The organism is Pengzhenrongella phosphoraccumulans, assembly GCF_045689905.1.
GTDB classification, from domain to species: Bacteria; Actinomycetota; Actinomycetes; order Actinomycetales; family Cellulomonadaceae; genus Pengzhenrongella; species Pengzhenrongella phosphoraccumulans.
Genome location: NZ_CP144210.1, coordinates 37,068 through 50,787 on the forward strand (window position 1 = coordinate 37,068; position 13,720 = coordinate 50,787).

Annotated in this window: 12 protein-coding genes; 4 read left to right on the top strand and 8 right to left on the bottom strand. The window is 69.2% G+C overall.

What is annotated here, in order from left to right:
• Positions 1-140 precede the first annotated feature (140 nt).
• Entirely contained in the window at positions 141-1,280 is a 1,140-nt protein-coding gene (locus tag VTA80_RS00195; RefSeq protein WP_407343415.1) for an ATP-binding protein, read from the bottom strand.
• A complete protein-coding gene (locus VTA80_RS00200) occupies positions 1,277-2,011 on the bottom strand; it encodes a response regulator (RefSeq protein WP_407343416.1) in 735 nt (244 codons plus the stop codon). Before VTA80_RS00200 ends, VTA80_RS00195 begins: the two co-directional genes overlap by 4 nt.
• Before the next feature lie 167 nt (positions 2,012-2,178).
• Between VTA80_RS00200 and VTA80_RS00205 the strand changes: the two genes are divergently transcribed.
• From VTA80_RS00205 to VTA80_RS00220, 4 genes are all read left to right on the top strand, one after another.
• On the top strand, positions 2,179-2,550 hold the full coding sequence (locus VTA80_RS00205) for a hypothetical protein (protein WP_407343417.1): 372 nt from the start codon (positions 2,179-2,181) through the stop codon (positions 2,548-2,550).
• Between the two features lie 2 nt (positions 2,551-2,552).
• Positions 2,553-3,497, top strand: a complete 945-nt coding sequence (locus VTA80_RS00210) for a cytochrome c biogenesis CcdA family protein (RefSeq protein WP_407343418.1) — start codon at positions 2,553-2,555, stop codon at positions 3,495-3,497.
• Positions 3,494-4,114, top strand: coding sequence for a peroxiredoxin family protein (locus VTA80_RS00215; protein WP_407343419.1), 621 nt, complete (start codon positions 3,494-3,496; stop codon positions 4,112-4,114). Before VTA80_RS00210 ends, VTA80_RS00215 begins: the two co-directional genes overlap by 4 nt.
• A gap of 402 nt (positions 4,115-4,516) precedes the next feature.
• Complete coding sequence (locus tag VTA80_RS00220; RefSeq protein ID WP_407343420.1) at positions 4,517-5,194, top strand: M15 family metallopeptidase; 678 nt, start codon at positions 4,517-4,519, stop codon at positions 5,192-5,194.
• Between the two features lie 266 nt (positions 5,195-5,460).
• Here the strand turns inward: VTA80_RS00220 and VTA80_RS00225 are convergent, their stop codons facing one another.
• The 6 genes from VTA80_RS00225 to VTA80_RS00250 form a co-directional block, all read right to left on the bottom strand.
• Positions 5,461-5,607 (bottom strand): hypothetical protein, encoded by a 147-nt coding sequence (locus VTA80_RS00225; protein ID WP_407343421.1) that lies wholly within the window; start codon positions 5,605-5,607, stop codon positions 5,461-5,463.
• A 156-nt stretch (positions 5,608-5,763) separates the two neighbouring features.
• Positions 5,764-6,882, bottom strand: coding sequence for a prolipoprotein diacylglyceryl transferase family protein (locus VTA80_RS00230; RefSeq protein ID WP_407343422.1), 1,119 nt, complete (start codon positions 6,880-6,882; stop codon positions 5,764-5,766).
• A gap of 109 nt (positions 6,883-6,991) precedes the next feature.
• Positions 6,992-8,536, bottom strand: a complete 1,545-nt coding sequence (locus VTA80_RS00235; protein ID WP_407345637.1) for a multicopper oxidase family protein — start codon at positions 8,534-8,536, stop codon at positions 6,992-6,994.
• A 249-nt stretch (positions 8,537-8,785) separates the two neighbouring features.
• Entirely contained in the window at positions 8,786-10,141 is a 1,356-nt protein-coding gene (locus VTA80_RS00240; RefSeq protein ID WP_407343423.1) for a phenylacetate--CoA ligase family protein, read from the bottom strand.
• Between the two features lie 67 nt (positions 10,142-10,208).
• Entirely contained in the window at positions 10,209-11,186 is a 978-nt protein-coding gene (locus VTA80_RS00245) for a DMT family transporter (RefSeq protein WP_407343424.1), read from the bottom strand.
• Positions 11,187-11,208: 22 nt separating this feature from the next.
• Positions 11,209-13,686, bottom strand: a complete 2,478-nt coding sequence (locus VTA80_RS00250) for a heavy metal translocating P-type ATPase (RefSeq protein WP_407343425.1) — start codon at positions 13,684-13,686, stop codon at positions 11,209-11,211.
• Between the last annotated feature and the right edge of the window lie 34 nt (positions 13,687-13,720).

Genomic DNA, 13,720 nt, shown 5'->3' on the forward strand with positions numbered 1-13,720 from the left:
GGGCGTCGTGCGCTCTTCTGCCGATTCGAGCCAAGCGGACAGGCTCTCGTCTGCCAGGGAATCGGCGACCGACCGATGAACCCAACCGGCCATCCACGGTGCCAGCAGGATCTCGCGGGCGCCACGAGCCCGAGGTGCACCTAGAGGCCTGAGACCACCCCGGCTGCGGGCAGCGTCACGGTGAAGACCGCGCCTCGACCCGGCCCATCGCTGTGTGCGGTGATGGTTCCGCCGTGCGCTTCGGTGATCACCTTGGCGATCGCCAAGCCGACGCCAGATCCGCCGTGGGCGCGGTCTCGGGCGGTGTCGACCCGGTAGAACCGATCGAAGATGTGCGGCAGGTGGTCGGGGGGAATTCCCTCGCCGTCATCGGCCACCACGATGCGGACTGACGCACCCGCGCGGTCCGCCATCAGCGTGACCCGGCCGCCAGGCGAGGTGTGCCGCAGTGCGTTGTCGAGCAGGTTGGTGAGAACCTGCGCGATCCGATCTGCGTCGGCGTCGATCCTGGCGGTCGCGGCGACCGGCGCGACCCGGACATCCAGGACCACCCCACCTGTGGTGTACCGATGGGTCGCCTGCGCGGTCGCGTCGGCCACGACCTGCGCGACAGCGAGAGTCGTGCGACGCATCGTCAGGCGTCCTTCCTCGGCGGTGGTGACCAAGGCGATGTCCTCGCTGAGCCGCGTCAGACGCGCGACCTGGTCGCCGAGCATGGCCAGGGTTGGGGCGTCGGCCTGCTCGACGCCTTCGGTGATCGCCTGCAGGTAGGCACCCAACGTGGCGACCGGGGTGCGCATCTCATGGGCGAGGTCGCCGAGCATCTGCGATCGACTCACCTCGATCCGGCCCAGGTCCGCGGCCATCGTGTTGAACGCCTCGGCAAGGTCGTCGAACTCGGTACCCATGCCCACGGCGGGGACCCGCGCGGTGTAGTCGCCGCCGGCCACCCGGCCGGCCGCGGCGGTCACCGGGGTCAGAGAGCGGGTGACACGCCGAGTCACGAAGATGCTGACCACCACGGAGGTGAGGAGAGCCGCAGCCAGGGCGAGCGCGAGCGACAGGGCCGAGGCGGTGCGGAACGCCTCCTCTGCGTGCAACGTGGCAAAGGCACTCGAGCCACCGATGTGGCCCATGTGGTTGTGGAAGATCGCGGGTCCGATCCCCGCGACCACGACCCACGCCGTTGCGCCTCCCACCATCACCACGACCAGGATCGCCCCGAGCAGACGCGTGCCGAGGTCCCTGCGGCCGTTGATCCACGACCGGGCCCACCTCATTCGCCGGGGCCCATCCGGTAACCGACACCACGGACCGTTCGAATGAACACGGGGGCGGCCGAGTCATCCCCGAGTTTGCGGCGCACGTGCCCGACGTGGACGTCGACGAGGTGCTCGTCGCCCATCCAGGCACCCCCCCAGACTGCCTCGATGAGCTGGATCCGGGTGAAGACCATGCGGGGATGCGCGGCCAGCGCCGCCAGCACGTCGAACTCTGTCCGGGTGAGGTCGACCAGTTCTCCGGCCACGCGGACCTCTCGCCCCTCGAGGTCGATCGACAGGGCACCGAACTCGGACGGCGGATCGTCGGCGGCTTCGGCCTCACCTCGCCTTGGTCGGCGCAGCATCGCGCGAACCCGGGCGACCAGCTCGCGGGGGCTGAAGGGTTTGGTGAGGTAGTCGTCTGCGCCCACGGACAGGCCGACCAACTTGTCGATCTCCTCAACACGGGCAGTGAGCATGACGATGTAGCAGTCAGAAAAGGTCCGCACCGCGCGGCAGACTTCGATGCCGTCGACGCCGGGCAGGCCCAGGTCGAGCACGATCACGGCCGGATCCCAGTCTCGGGCGCGGGCGATCGCGTCCTCGCCGTCCCCCGCTGTCTCGACCTCGAACCCGTCGTTTTCAAGGTAGGTGGCCACCAGTCGGGCCAGAGGTAGCTCGTCGTCAACGACCAGCACACGAGGCCGGGTCGCCGAAGAAGGTCGAGGATCGTGGGCGGGGATTGACATGTGCCTATCTTCGCGTGCCGAATCCGCTGCGAGTCGCACCCGACCGACCGCGAGCAACTCCTTCATCGAATCTTCATCGGCTCTACGGGCTACAAGCGGGTTAGACGACCGAGTATTCGTTTCAGCGGCGCCCAGCGCGCCCGCGCCATCACCGTTCCGGAGGACACATGTTCGGCAAGTCAACCCGCGTTGCGCAGGAACTCCCGCGCGGCGCGACCTGGGTCGACATCACCGTTGTCCACGCCCCCGCGTGCCACTTCTGTGACGACGCGGAACGGGCGCTGTCGGTCCTGGCGGCGCGATTCCCGTTGGCCGTGCGGGTCGTTGCGCTGGAGTCCGACGAGGGCGTGCTCCTGACCACGAAACACCGACCCGCCATGAGCCCGCTCGTCCTGGTCGACGGACGGTTCTTCAGCGCGGGCCGACTGCCGCGCAAGAAGCTCACTGCACTGCTGGAGCAGCGCGAGAAGCTCACCGCGCTGCTCGAGCAGGTCGCGGTCGAGCACGCCGCTCGAGACAATTCTCCGATGGCGGGCTGACCATGGGTGATCTGCTGACGACCGGAAGCGTCCTCGCGGCATTCTTCGCCGGAGGTGTGGCGCTCTTCGCGCCGTGCTGCATCGTGTTCCTCGCGCCGAGCTACATGGCCGTGGCGGTCAAGAACCGGCGCTGGCGGCTCCTGCCGTTCACGTTCGTGTTCGCCGCCGGTCTGGCCCTGGTCCTGGTCCCCATCACCCTCGGCATGGGACTGCTGGCCGGCGCCATCGCCAACTACCACGCACCGCTGTACTACGCGGGCGCGGTCCTGATGCTGGTCCTGGCGGCATTGTCCCTGTCGGGGCGGATGTGGTCGCTGCCGTCGTTCATCGCCTCCCCGGACACCACCCGCGGGGACACCGCCAGCTTCTTCTCCCTCGGGGTGTTCTCCGGGATCGCGTCCAGCTGTTGTGCCCCGGTCCTGGCCGGGGTGATGACCCTGTCGGCACTGTCCGGATCCGCGATCGGCGGACTGACCCTCGGCCTCGCGTACGTGTTCGGCATGGTATTCCCGCTGTTCGTCATGGCGCTCGTGTGGGACAAGGCGCACCTGTCCGACCGTCGGTGGATGCGTGCGCGTCCCGTCCGAATCCATGTCGCTGGCCGGATCTTGGCGACCAACACCCTCAACATCGGGGTCGCGGTCGCCTTCACGATCATGAGCGCAGGCATCTTCTACCTGGCCGCGGCCGGGGAAATGACCGGCGGGTCCGCAATCCAAGGCGCCATCGGCGAGAACCTCGCCCACACCTTCGAACGCGTGCAGACCTGGCTCGCGCCAGTCCCCGAGGTCGTCCTCGGGATCGGATTGCTCGCCGTCGCCTCGATCTTCGTCGTCGCCACCCTGCACCGCAGGCCGGTCGACGACGACCAGGTGGACAGCCACACCGACACCACACCATCCGAGACGGCACAGACCCTCGGCACCCCGAAGGAGCCCCACGCATGACCACCCGAAGCAAGACTGAACGCGAAGCCATCGTCGAAGCCCAGGCGACGGCCCGCGCCAAGACGCAACGCAACCGCCGCCGCTTCCAGCTCGGGGCGTGGGCCGGGGCGCTGGTCCTCATCGCCGCGGTGGTGACCGTTGGCCTGCTCACCTCGCGTCCCGACGCGTCCGCCAGCCAGCGCACGGCCCCCGGATTCACCCTGCCCACCACCGCCGGCACGAGCGTCAGCCTCAGCGACTACCGCGACCGTCCCGTGATCCTGTACTTCAACGAAGGCGCCGGCTGCGGTGCCTGCTCCATGCAGCTGGCCGCGATCGAGAAGGACCCGGGCTTCGCCGCCGCAGGCATCACCGTCCTGCCCATCGTGATGAACACCAAGGAACAGATCCAGCCCGACCTCGACCAGTACGGCGTCACCACACCCGTCCTCCTCGACGACGGCACCGTCTCCAAGGCCTACGGCACGCTCGGCAAGGGCATGCACGAAGGCCTCCCCGGACACTCCTTCGTCCTGATCGGCCCCGACGGCACCCAGCTCTGGAACGGGGAGTACCCGTCCATGTGGCTCGAACCCCAAAAGCTCCTCGACGAGGTCACCGCCCGTCTCGCGGCGTGAGCGACGGCAAACCGGCCTGCACGGCAGCCTGCCCAAATGCGTGCGGTCTCTCGTCAGGCCCGCCTTGGTGCGCTCGATGACCCAGATCACCGACCTGCGTCACCCCGCTAGCGACCGGCCACCTCGCCGCGCCGACGATCGGAGAATTTCATCTCAGCACGCCATGCCTACCTGCCTGCACCACTGGCAACACCACAGCTACCCGAGACGAACCAAATCCCCTCAGCGCCAGTCTCCCGCCGCGACCTGCGGGCGGGGGGACACCGGAAGGCCGCACCGACACGTCGTCCACGGGGTCCAGCTTCGACGAGTGAGCCCACCGAGCGTTCACCCCGGGGTGTTCGCCCGCGATCTTCGGTCGGAGTCGACGCCGCTCATACCCGAGCTCGCCGCCCTCGTGTGGTGATCGCACGGTCCCTCATCAGCGCTGCTCTCGTCGTCTCCTTCACCGCGATCTCGTACAAGGAGGCCGCCCCCTCGGCTGAGGCCGTTGCGGTGCCGGCCGGCCCGACGGTTGTCGAGGCACTCCTCGCAGCCCCCGTGGACGTAGCGGTTCCCGTCAAGCTCCTCGCCGGCCTGACAAAGAACGCCGAACGGGCCTCGCGGTCGCTCGCCCGCGATCCGGTGCCTGGCTGCGACGGCATCGCATCAGGCGCGGGGGAGAACGGACGGGTGCCCGCCTCGGAACTGTGCGACCTATGGCAGCACCCCTACCAGGATCGCGCGGATGCCGTCGTATCGCTCGATGCCCTCAACGACTCGTTCAAAGCAAGATTCGGCACCGACATGTGCCTGTCGTCGGCGTACCGAGACCGCGAGGAACAAGCTGCATTGAGAGCGAAGAAGGGATCAATTGCAGCACCCGCCGGGCAGAGCAACCATGGCTGGGGTCTTGCGGTCGACTTCTGCCCATCCGTCTACACCGGCCAGGCAGGCCAGTGGATGGCCGACGTCGGTCCCGTCTTCGGGTGGTCCAATCCCGCGTGGGCGCGCCGCGGTGGCGGTGGATCCTTCGAACCGTGGCACTGGGAATTCACGGCCGCCGTGGCTGAAAAGGACGGCACGGGCGGCCGAAAGTAGGTGAAGTGTTCGAGGGGGGCCAGGCGCGACGTCATCGTCCAACCGCTGTCGTGCCGCCGGCAATCGCGCGGCTCGCCGGTGGCGCGGCGGGTTCCTCATCGGGGTTGATCGCTACGCAGGCGACCCGTGGTGGGTCGAGGAGGTGCTGGGAGCGCAAATCCGTTCCACTTCACCGCGGCGCGGCGATCAGCAGGGTCGCCCGCACGATGCAGAAGACGAGAGCGAGCAGCACAGCGACCTCGAGGGCGTTGTCGGCCACGGCGAGCTCATTGATCGCGTTTGAGGTCCGGCACTCGGGTGGCCTGGGCCTTGTCGCGCGATGATTTGTCGGTCGGGAAGATCTGGGAGACCGCCCACAGCCCTAGCGCGACGTATAGCAGGCTGACGCCACCGAGGACGAGCCACGTGCTCACATCCATCTCGTCCCTTCCGCCGAATTCCTGTCACCGTTAGCGTGGCGGTCGAACCCGCGTGGATTGGTGCAGAGTTGACGAAGAATCACTGAAGATTCGTGCTCTTTGTGCTCCCGGTCACCACGTGTGCGACCGAACGCAATTCCTGCGAGGAGGTCACGCATTTAGCGCCGCTGCGACCGAGGCAAGGAAGGCCGCTGAGGCCACGACGAGCGTGATCTGCCGACCGTGGGCGGTCTTGCGCGGAACACCGCGCAGCGGAAACAAAAGCTGGCGACCCACGAGGTAGAGGGCGAACCCGGCCACGAAGACGAGTCCGTCGACCGCCGGAGGGAACAGCAGGACTGTGATCAGGGTTGCCACCGCCAGGACGCCGGCGAGGCCGGACTCCATCAGCTGGACCGGGATGCGCCGGGCACCGACGGTGCGGTCCGAGGACCACAGACCCCACCGCGACGATGTCGGGAGTCCCGCGCAGCAGCCGGCGAAGAAGCATCCGAGGCGCCCGATCGCCTGGCCGAGCAGCAGCGCGGGGACGGTGACGTCCAGCAGCAGGCCGATGGACATGCCGCCGGCCGCCGCTCCCACCACGAACGTACCGAGGGCCGCGATGACGAAGCCCTGAATGCTCATCCCGACGAGGAACAGGCCGCCCTTCTCCTCAAGGTGCGTCACGCGGTGATAGACCTTGGCTCCCGCCAGCCCCAGGAGACAGGCCAACGCAGCGATAAAGAAGACGCGCGTTACGGGTAGCCCGCGCCTGGCCGCGAGCACCGACTGCACAATCAGCGCGGCCACGACGCCGAGACCGACCAGCGCCGGCCACGCTCCCAGGACGACGCCCGGAGCGCGCACCCGCACGAGCGGGGCGTACGTGGAGACTCCCACTGTGGTCGACCGGGGAAGGCGCCGCGTCGTCGGCCGCGCGCCGTCGGCGACCGCCAGTTCGATCTCACGCGCGTCGGCGGTCACCTGCCAGCGGCCAGGTGCCGCGTCGAGCACCCGATGGGTCAGTGCCACGCGGCCGCTTCCGGGGATGACATGATCCATCGTGGCGAGAACCTGGAAGGCGTCCGCGGGGCCGGGCTTGCCCTCCACGTCGAGGCGTCTGCCGGTGAAGCGAACAGCGACCTGGTAGGGATCGCCCTGCGGTGCCGCGTCGAACCAGTACGTCAGGCCGATCGCCTGTGGCTCCATCGACGCCAGCGCTTCAACTCCCAGCGTCACGAAGTTCAGCGGCCAGCCGGGCCCTGATCCGCCGCTGATCGCGGCCATTCGCGGAATGACCACGTCGACCGGCGGGCTCGCCGCACGTGTGGTTCGCGCCGCCTCACCCGCACTTGCGAACTGAATCGGTCGGGACCCCGGTCGCGGCCGGTCGGCGTCAGGCGACATAGGACACCACGGACATCATTCCGAGCTCGGCGTGGTAGATGTTGTGGCAGTGCAGCGCCCACTGCCCGGGGTTGTCAGCCTGCAGGTCGACCGAGACGGTTTCCATCGGCGCGACGTTGATGGTGTCTTTCCTGGTGCCGGTGCCCGAGCGGCCCGCAATGGCGAACGTGTGTCCGTGCAGGTGCATGGGGTGGAACATCATGGACTGGTTCCGCAGCTTCAGGCGCACCCGTTCGCCGTCCCGGATCTCCAACGGTTCGTGTTCGCCGAAAGCGGCTCCGTTGAGGAGCCACCGACGACCGCCATCCGCCATCTGCAGATCGAGCGTCAGCGTGCGGTCGGGCTCGCGCGGGTCTAGGGCGGCGTCCTGGGTCGGGGCGAGGTTGCCGTAGGTGAGGAGCTTGCCGTCCAGTTCTGATGGACGAGTTTGCGGATCGGGCGTGGTTCCAGAGGCGGTCCGGAGGACGGCCCGGCCGGCCGGGTCGTCCTTGCCTTCCGGCACTGCCACGATCGGAAAGGCACCGTCGCCTGCTGTGACCACCACGTCGTAGCGCTCGCCCATCCCGATGATGAGGGTGTCGACCTCGACCGGACGCACCCCGAATCCGTCGGTGTGGGTGACGGTGAGGCGGTGGCCGCCGATCGCGAACCGGTAGGCCGTGTCGGCCCCCGCGTTGATGATGCGGAAGCGGATGCGCCGGCCCGGTGTCGAGGTGATGGTCACCGGCGCAGCGGGCATCCGACCGTTGATCAAGTGGGTCGGATAGGCGACGTCACCGGTGTCGGCGCCGAGCGGCTGGTCGGCGGTCGGCATCCCGCTCATGTCCATGCCGCCCATGTCCATGCCGCCCATCGCCTGGCCGGTCATGACCATGCCGTCGCGCCGCATGCGCGCGAGGATGGTGTCAGGAGAATCGCCCCAGCCGTCCGTCCAGTCGTCCAGCACCAGCACGGCCTCTTCGTCGTAGTCGCCCGGCTCGTGCGGGTCGTCCACGATGAGCGCTGCTTGCAGGCCCGTGTCCAGCTGAACCCCGACGTGGGGGTGGAACCAGTACGTGCCGGGGTACGGGGCGACGAATGCGTAGTCGAAGGTGCCACCGGCAGCGACCGGATCCTGCGTCAGGCCGGGCACTCCGTCCATGTCATTCCGCAACGCCAGCCCATGCCAGTGCACAGAGGTCGGAGCCGGCAGATCGTTGAGCAGCCGGACTCGCAGCTCGTCCCCGGCCGTGACCCGGATCTGCGGGCCGGGCACCGTTCCGTCGAACGCCCAGGTCTGCACGGTTCGGCCGCCGAGATCGACCGTGGTTGGTGCGGCACGCAGTTCGCGGCGCACGACGTTCCCCGTCGTGCGCCGCGCAGCCTCGGCCGCGCCGACCGCTGCGTCTCGAGGCCCCACCGAAGTCGTCGAGGTCAGGATTCGGGCGCCGGCGAAGACCCCGCCGGCAACGATGGCACCGCTGGTACCCAGCCACAGGAACTTACGGCGGCTGAGGGTCCGCGCAGCGGCAGGCAGTGGACCAGCTGAGGTCATCGGCACGAGAGGACTCCAAGTCACTAGGGGGGCGTCGAGCGCTCGACAACAGAAAGCGCTCGCCGCGGCCATTGCCATGCTCGCCGAGAAGGACGTAGGTCCTACGAACAAACGGTCAAGATTCTCTGAACTCTGGATCGTCGCCACGAGCGGCAAACCCGGAGCACGGCCGATCCGACCTGGTGGGCTGTGAGGGATTACCGGGACTTGTCCAAAATGCCGTTGCCGGGCGGGCCGGTCCCGCTCCGATCAGGGCAGTGCCCGCCGGACCAGGGGCGTCTTGCCCAGCGCGGTCCGGGGAATGCTGTCGACCAGTTCGACCCCCACCCGTATCTGCGGAACACCCGAGGTACGCAATGCGTCTTCGACGCTCCGGCGCACGCTGGCCTCGTCGATGGGTGTACCCGTGGCGACGAGCAGGATGCGCACCGCGCCGGCCTGATGGACGACCTGCCACTGGGCCACCGTGAGCTCGTCGAGCACGCCATGGAACACGTTGGGGTGAATCCGAACCAGGCCCTTTGGTGCGGGAAGGCTCAGGACGTCCTCAGACCGGCCCTCGACGCCGGCCATGAGCCCGAACGGTCGACCGCACGGGCATCCTGGCCCGGAGAGAGCCACCTGGTCGGACAGCTCGTAGCGGATCAACGGCAGCGTCCGAGAGAACAGCACGCTCACCCAAAGCCGCGCACCGGTCGTTCCCGCAGGTACGGGTGCGCCGCGGTCGTCGACGGGTTCGAGGATGACGAGGTCGTCGTAGGTGTGTCGGCTGCCGAGCGCGCACGGCGAGGAGATTCCGGCCGTCTCGGTCGCGGCGTAGACGTCGAAGGGAGTCGAGCCCCACGCGTGGGTCAACTCTCGGCGCGCGACGTCGCTGAGCACTTCCGAGGCCGAGAAGACCGCCTCGGGCGCGATCCGCAGGCGACCAGCCAGCTGCTCGCTCACCAACGGCCGGAGCGCGGACGCGTACCCGACCAGGACCCGTGGCCCAAACGCGTTCAGCGCGCCGATCGTCTCGCCGATGGGCGCGGTCGCGTCCAGGCGCAGCGTCGGCACGAGCCGGGAGGCGAGCGAGGCGCCGACGACGGCGCTCTGGTGCGTGGGGTTCAGCGAGCTCACGACAGCCACCCGCAACGGATGGGTCAGGCCCGCGCTCACGCCGGCCCAGTCGTTGGCGCGCGCGTACGACGTCAGGATCGTGGACCACTCTCGGATGTCCCAGACGAACACACCTCGGCGACCGGTGGTTCCGGCAGTCGCCGCAGCCCACCACCTGCCCCGCCAGGGTCGACCCGGGTCCGCACCGGTGTCCACCATCGCGCGCAGGTGGTCCTCGATGTCACCGAGGTGAAGGGAGCGATCGGTCACCACCTCGTCGAAGTGGCCCATCAGCTCTTCCTTGGTCACGGGCGGCAACTCCGACAGGGGCGCATCGAACAAGCCCGCGTGGTGGCGCGAGTAGAAGGGGGACCGGGCGTACGCCCAGCGGCGCAGCTCAGCCAACGATCGGGCTTGGTGCTCGGCGAGCTGGGTAGGCGACCACCTGTCGCGTCGCTCATACCGGGCGCGACTGACCAGGACCCGGGATAGCAGGTCGACATTCATAGCGCCGACCTCGCGAACGCACTCGACCCCCGCGGGACCTCTCCGGCCTGCTCTGCGGTGCCCGTCATCAGTCTTCCTCCACATCGACGACACCGGCGGATCGGCCGTTCTGCCTAGGTCGCCGGTCACGCCCTCGACGGATGGCCCCACGAATGGGAGCCGGTCGCAGCACGACGCGCATCGCGACCAGCACCACGGCCAAGCCGACTGCTGTCCAGCCAGCCGGGACCTCACCGAGCACCACGGCCGACAGTGCGATCCCGAAGACGGGCGTCAGGAACGTCCACGCACTGAGGATGTCGAGCCTCGACCGGCCAGCCTCGATGAACCAGACCACGGTCGTCGCGGCAGTCCCAGCAAGGGAGAGGAAGGCCAGCGCCGCGATGAAGCGGGGGGTCCACGCGATATCTGGTGCACCCTCCACGGCCGCGGCCAGGGCGACCAGACCCGCGCCGCCGATCACCAGGTGCCAGCCGGTGGCGGCGACGACGTCGAGCCCACCCAATTGGCGGGCCAAGAGCGTGCCGGCGGTGAGGGCAACGGCAGCCAGCAAAGACAGAACGGCGCCGCTGCCCCCTCCCCCGGGCACCGCGACCAGCAACAGGCCGGCGAAGCCGATCGCCAAGGCCACCACCGTGCGCCCGGAGACCGCCTCGCCGTACAGCCACCAGGCCGGCAGCAGGATCAACAACGGCTGGGCGTTCGCGAGCACCGCAGCCGTGCCGGTCGCCAAGCCGGCGACACCGCCGAACATGGCCGCGAAAGCGATCGTCACGTTGACCAGGCCGAGCGCCGTGATCAGGCCCCACGCCCGAGCGCCGGAGGGGACGGGCCGGCGCTGGACACCCGCGAGGGCCAACAGGGCGATCCCGGCCACGATGGCCCGCAGGGCCGCGAACCACAGCACGGGCGCATCCCGTAGGCCGATCTGGATACCGACGAAACAGGCCCCGTAGACGAGCGTGAGCCACACCATCCGCAGCGCCCGGGGGCGTCCGCGCTCTCCGGTCGCCGACGCGCCCGGGAGGGCCGACGCGAACGCCATGGCACTCACTGCGACTAACCGCTCATCGGTGCGCGGCAGGGGCCGGCACCGGGATCGGTGGGGTGCCCGGCGCCGAGGTCGCGGTCGCGGGCAGGTTGAGGCGTTTGAGGAGCAGGGCGTTGACCGCGACGATGAGTGACGACCCGGACATCGACAGTGCGGCGATCTCGGGGCGCAGCACCAGACCGAAGGCGGGCGCGAACACGCCGGCGGCGATCGGCAGGGCGATCACGTTGTAGCCGATGGCCCAGCCGAGGTTCTGGCGCATCTTGCGCCGCGTGCCCTTGCCGATGCGCAGAGCCACCGGAACGTCCAGCGGGTCCGAGCGCATCAGGACGACGTCGGCGGTCTCGATCGCTACGTCGGTCCCGGCGCCAATCGCGATGCCGAGGTCGGCCGTTGCCAGTGCGGGGGCGTCGTTCACGCCGTCCCCGACCATCGCCACGCGCTTGCCCGCCGACTGCAGCTCGGCGACCTTGGCGGCCTTGTCCCCGGGCATGACTTCGGCGATTACGTTGTCGATGCCGAGCTGGTCGGCGATCCGCTGCGCGGTCGCTTCGTTGTCCCCGGTGAGCATCACGACGGCGATCCCGGACTCGTGCAGGGCTGCCACAGCGGCCGCGGCGGTGTCCCGGACCGCGTCAGCCAGGGCGATCACCCCGACGGCCTTGCCGTCCACCGCGACGAGCACGGCGGTCCGACCGGCGGCCGCGAGCTCGTCGCGGCGACCCGCCAGGTCGCCGAGGTCGACGTTTTCTGCGGTCATGAGCCGCCGGTTGCCCACCAGCACGCGGTGGCCCTTCACCTGGGCGATGGCGCCCTGGCCGGGGACGTTGCGGAAGTCCGATGCCGAGAGTTCCTGCAGGCCCCGCGTGGTGGCGAGGTCGGCGATGGCCCGCGCCAGGGGGTGCTCGGACTCGCGCTCAATGGCGGCCGCCAGAGCGAGCATCTCCTCCTCCGGCAACCCCGAGGCGATCACGTCAGTGACCTCCGGCGCGCCCTTGGTCAAGGTTCCGGTCTTGTCCATCACGACCGTGTCGATGCGGGCGGAGGTCTCCAGCGCGGTCGCGTTCTTGAACAGCACCCCTCGCTGTGCGCCCAGCCCGGTGCCGACCATGATCGCCGTCGGCGTGGCCAGGCCCAGTGCGTCTGGGCAGGTGATGACCACGACCGTGATCGCGTAGAGCATCGCGGTCTGCACGCTCGCTCCGGTCGCTAGCCACACCAGGAACGTCGCGCTGCCGCCGATGAGAGCGACCAGCACGAGCCAGAACGCGGCCCGGTCGGCCAACCTCTGCCCCGGGGCCTTGGAGTTCTGCGCTGCTTGCACCATGGCCACGATCTGCGCCAGCGCTGTGTCGGCACCCACCTTGGTCGCCCGCACGCGCAGGGTGCCGGTCGTGTTGATCGAGGCGCCGATCACCTCGGCGCCCGGGGTCTTGGCCACCGGCAGGGACTCCCCCGTGACCATCGATTCGTCGACGTCGGACTCGCCCTCCTCCACGATCGCGTCCACGGGGACCTTCGCCCCCGGGCGCACCAGGAGCAGGTCACCGACCTGGACCTGCGCCGTGGGCACCTCGACCGTCTCGCCGTCACGCAGGACCAGTGCTGTCGAGGGGGCGAGTTCGAGCAAGGTCCGAACGGCCTCGCTCGCCCCGCCCCGGGCGCGCATCTCGAGCCAGTGCCCCAGCAGCACGAACGATGTGAGCACGGTGGCAGCCTCGTAGAACACGTCCCCGCCGCCGGTGAGGGTGATCACGACGCTGTACAGCCACCCGGTGCCGACCCCGACCGCGACCAGGACCATCATGTCCAGCGTCTTGGCTCGAAGCGCCCGGTAGGCGCCGTCGAAGAAGATCCACGCCGAGTAGAAGATCACCGGCAACGACAACAGCAGCGAGAACACATCGTCACGCAGCCCGAACGGGGCCGGGACCGTGAAGCCCAGGACCTCCCGCCCGATCGGTGACCACAGCAGGATCGGCACAGACAGCACCACCGCCACCATGAAGCGGTTGCGCATGTCGCGGACCATGCCCGCCATCGACATCCCGCCGTGGCCCCCGCCATGACCCATCACGTCATGCGGCGACGCACCCGCCACCTCAGGACCTGCGTGCGCGTCGTGACCCGCGTGCTCTGCGGGAGCGTCGTGCCCGGCAGGCTCGACTGGGGCATCGTGGCCGGAGTGCCCGGAGTGCCCGGCGTCGGCGACGGGCGGCGCCGTGGTGGTCACGCCGGACGGCTCGGCCATCGGGTCGCACACGTGCTCCGGCACGGACTGCCCCGCGCAGTGGTACCCGCAGTCGCGGATCCAGTCCGCCAGCTCCGCGACAGCGGTGCGGTCTGCGTCGTAGGTGACGCTCGCGGTCTGCGAGAGAGCATTCGCCTCGACGACCAGCACCCCTGGACGGCGCATCAGCGCATCCTCGACACCGCGTTCCGACGTCGCCCAATGCAACCCACCGACCTGCAGGACTGTGGTCCGAGTGTTCATGTCAGATTCCGTTCGGTAGTTCGTCTCGGGCCCC

Bases quoted from the DNA above. Each gene is read 5' to 3' on its own strand.
- VTA80_RS00245 (WP_407343424.1), bottom strand. From the start codon at position 11,186: ATGGCGTTCGCGTCGGCCCTCCCGGGCGCGTCGGCGACCGGAGAGCGC.
- VTA80_RS00235 (WP_407345637.1), bottom strand. From the start codon at position 8,536: ATGACCTCAGCTGGTCCACTGCCTGCCGCTGCGCGGACCCTCAGCCGC.
- VTA80_RS00205 (WP_407343417.1), top strand. From the start codon at position 2,179: ATGTTCGGCAAGTCAACCCGCGTTGCGCAGGAACTCCCGCGCGGCGCG.
- VTA80_RS00195 (WP_407343415.1), bottom strand. From the start codon at position 1,280: ATGAGGTGGGCCCGGTCGTGGATCAACGGCCGCAGGGACCTCGGCACG.
- VTA80_RS00215 (WP_407343419.1), top strand. From the start codon at position 3,494: ATGACCACCCGAAGCAAGACTGAACGCGAAGCCATCGTCGAAGCCCAG.
- VTA80_RS00250 (WP_407343425.1), bottom strand. From the start codon at position 13,686: ATGAACACTCGGACCACAGTCCTGCAGGTCGGTGGGTTGCATTGGGCG.
- VTA80_RS00210 (WP_407343418.1), top strand. From the start codon at position 2,553: ATGGGTGATCTGCTGACGACCGGAAGCGTCCTCGCGGCATTCTTCGCC.
- VTA80_RS00240 (WP_407343423.1), bottom strand. From the start codon at position 10,141: ATGAATGTCGACCTGCTATCCCGGGTCCTGGTCAGTCGCGCCCGGTAT.
- VTA80_RS00200 (WP_407343416.1), bottom strand. From the start codon at position 2,011: ATGTCAATCCCCGCCCACGATCCTCGACCTTCTTCGGCGACCCGGCCT.
- VTA80_RS00230 (WP_407343422.1), bottom strand. From the start codon at position 6,882: ATGGCCGCGATCAGCGGCGGATCAGGGCCCGGCTGGCCGCTGAACTTC.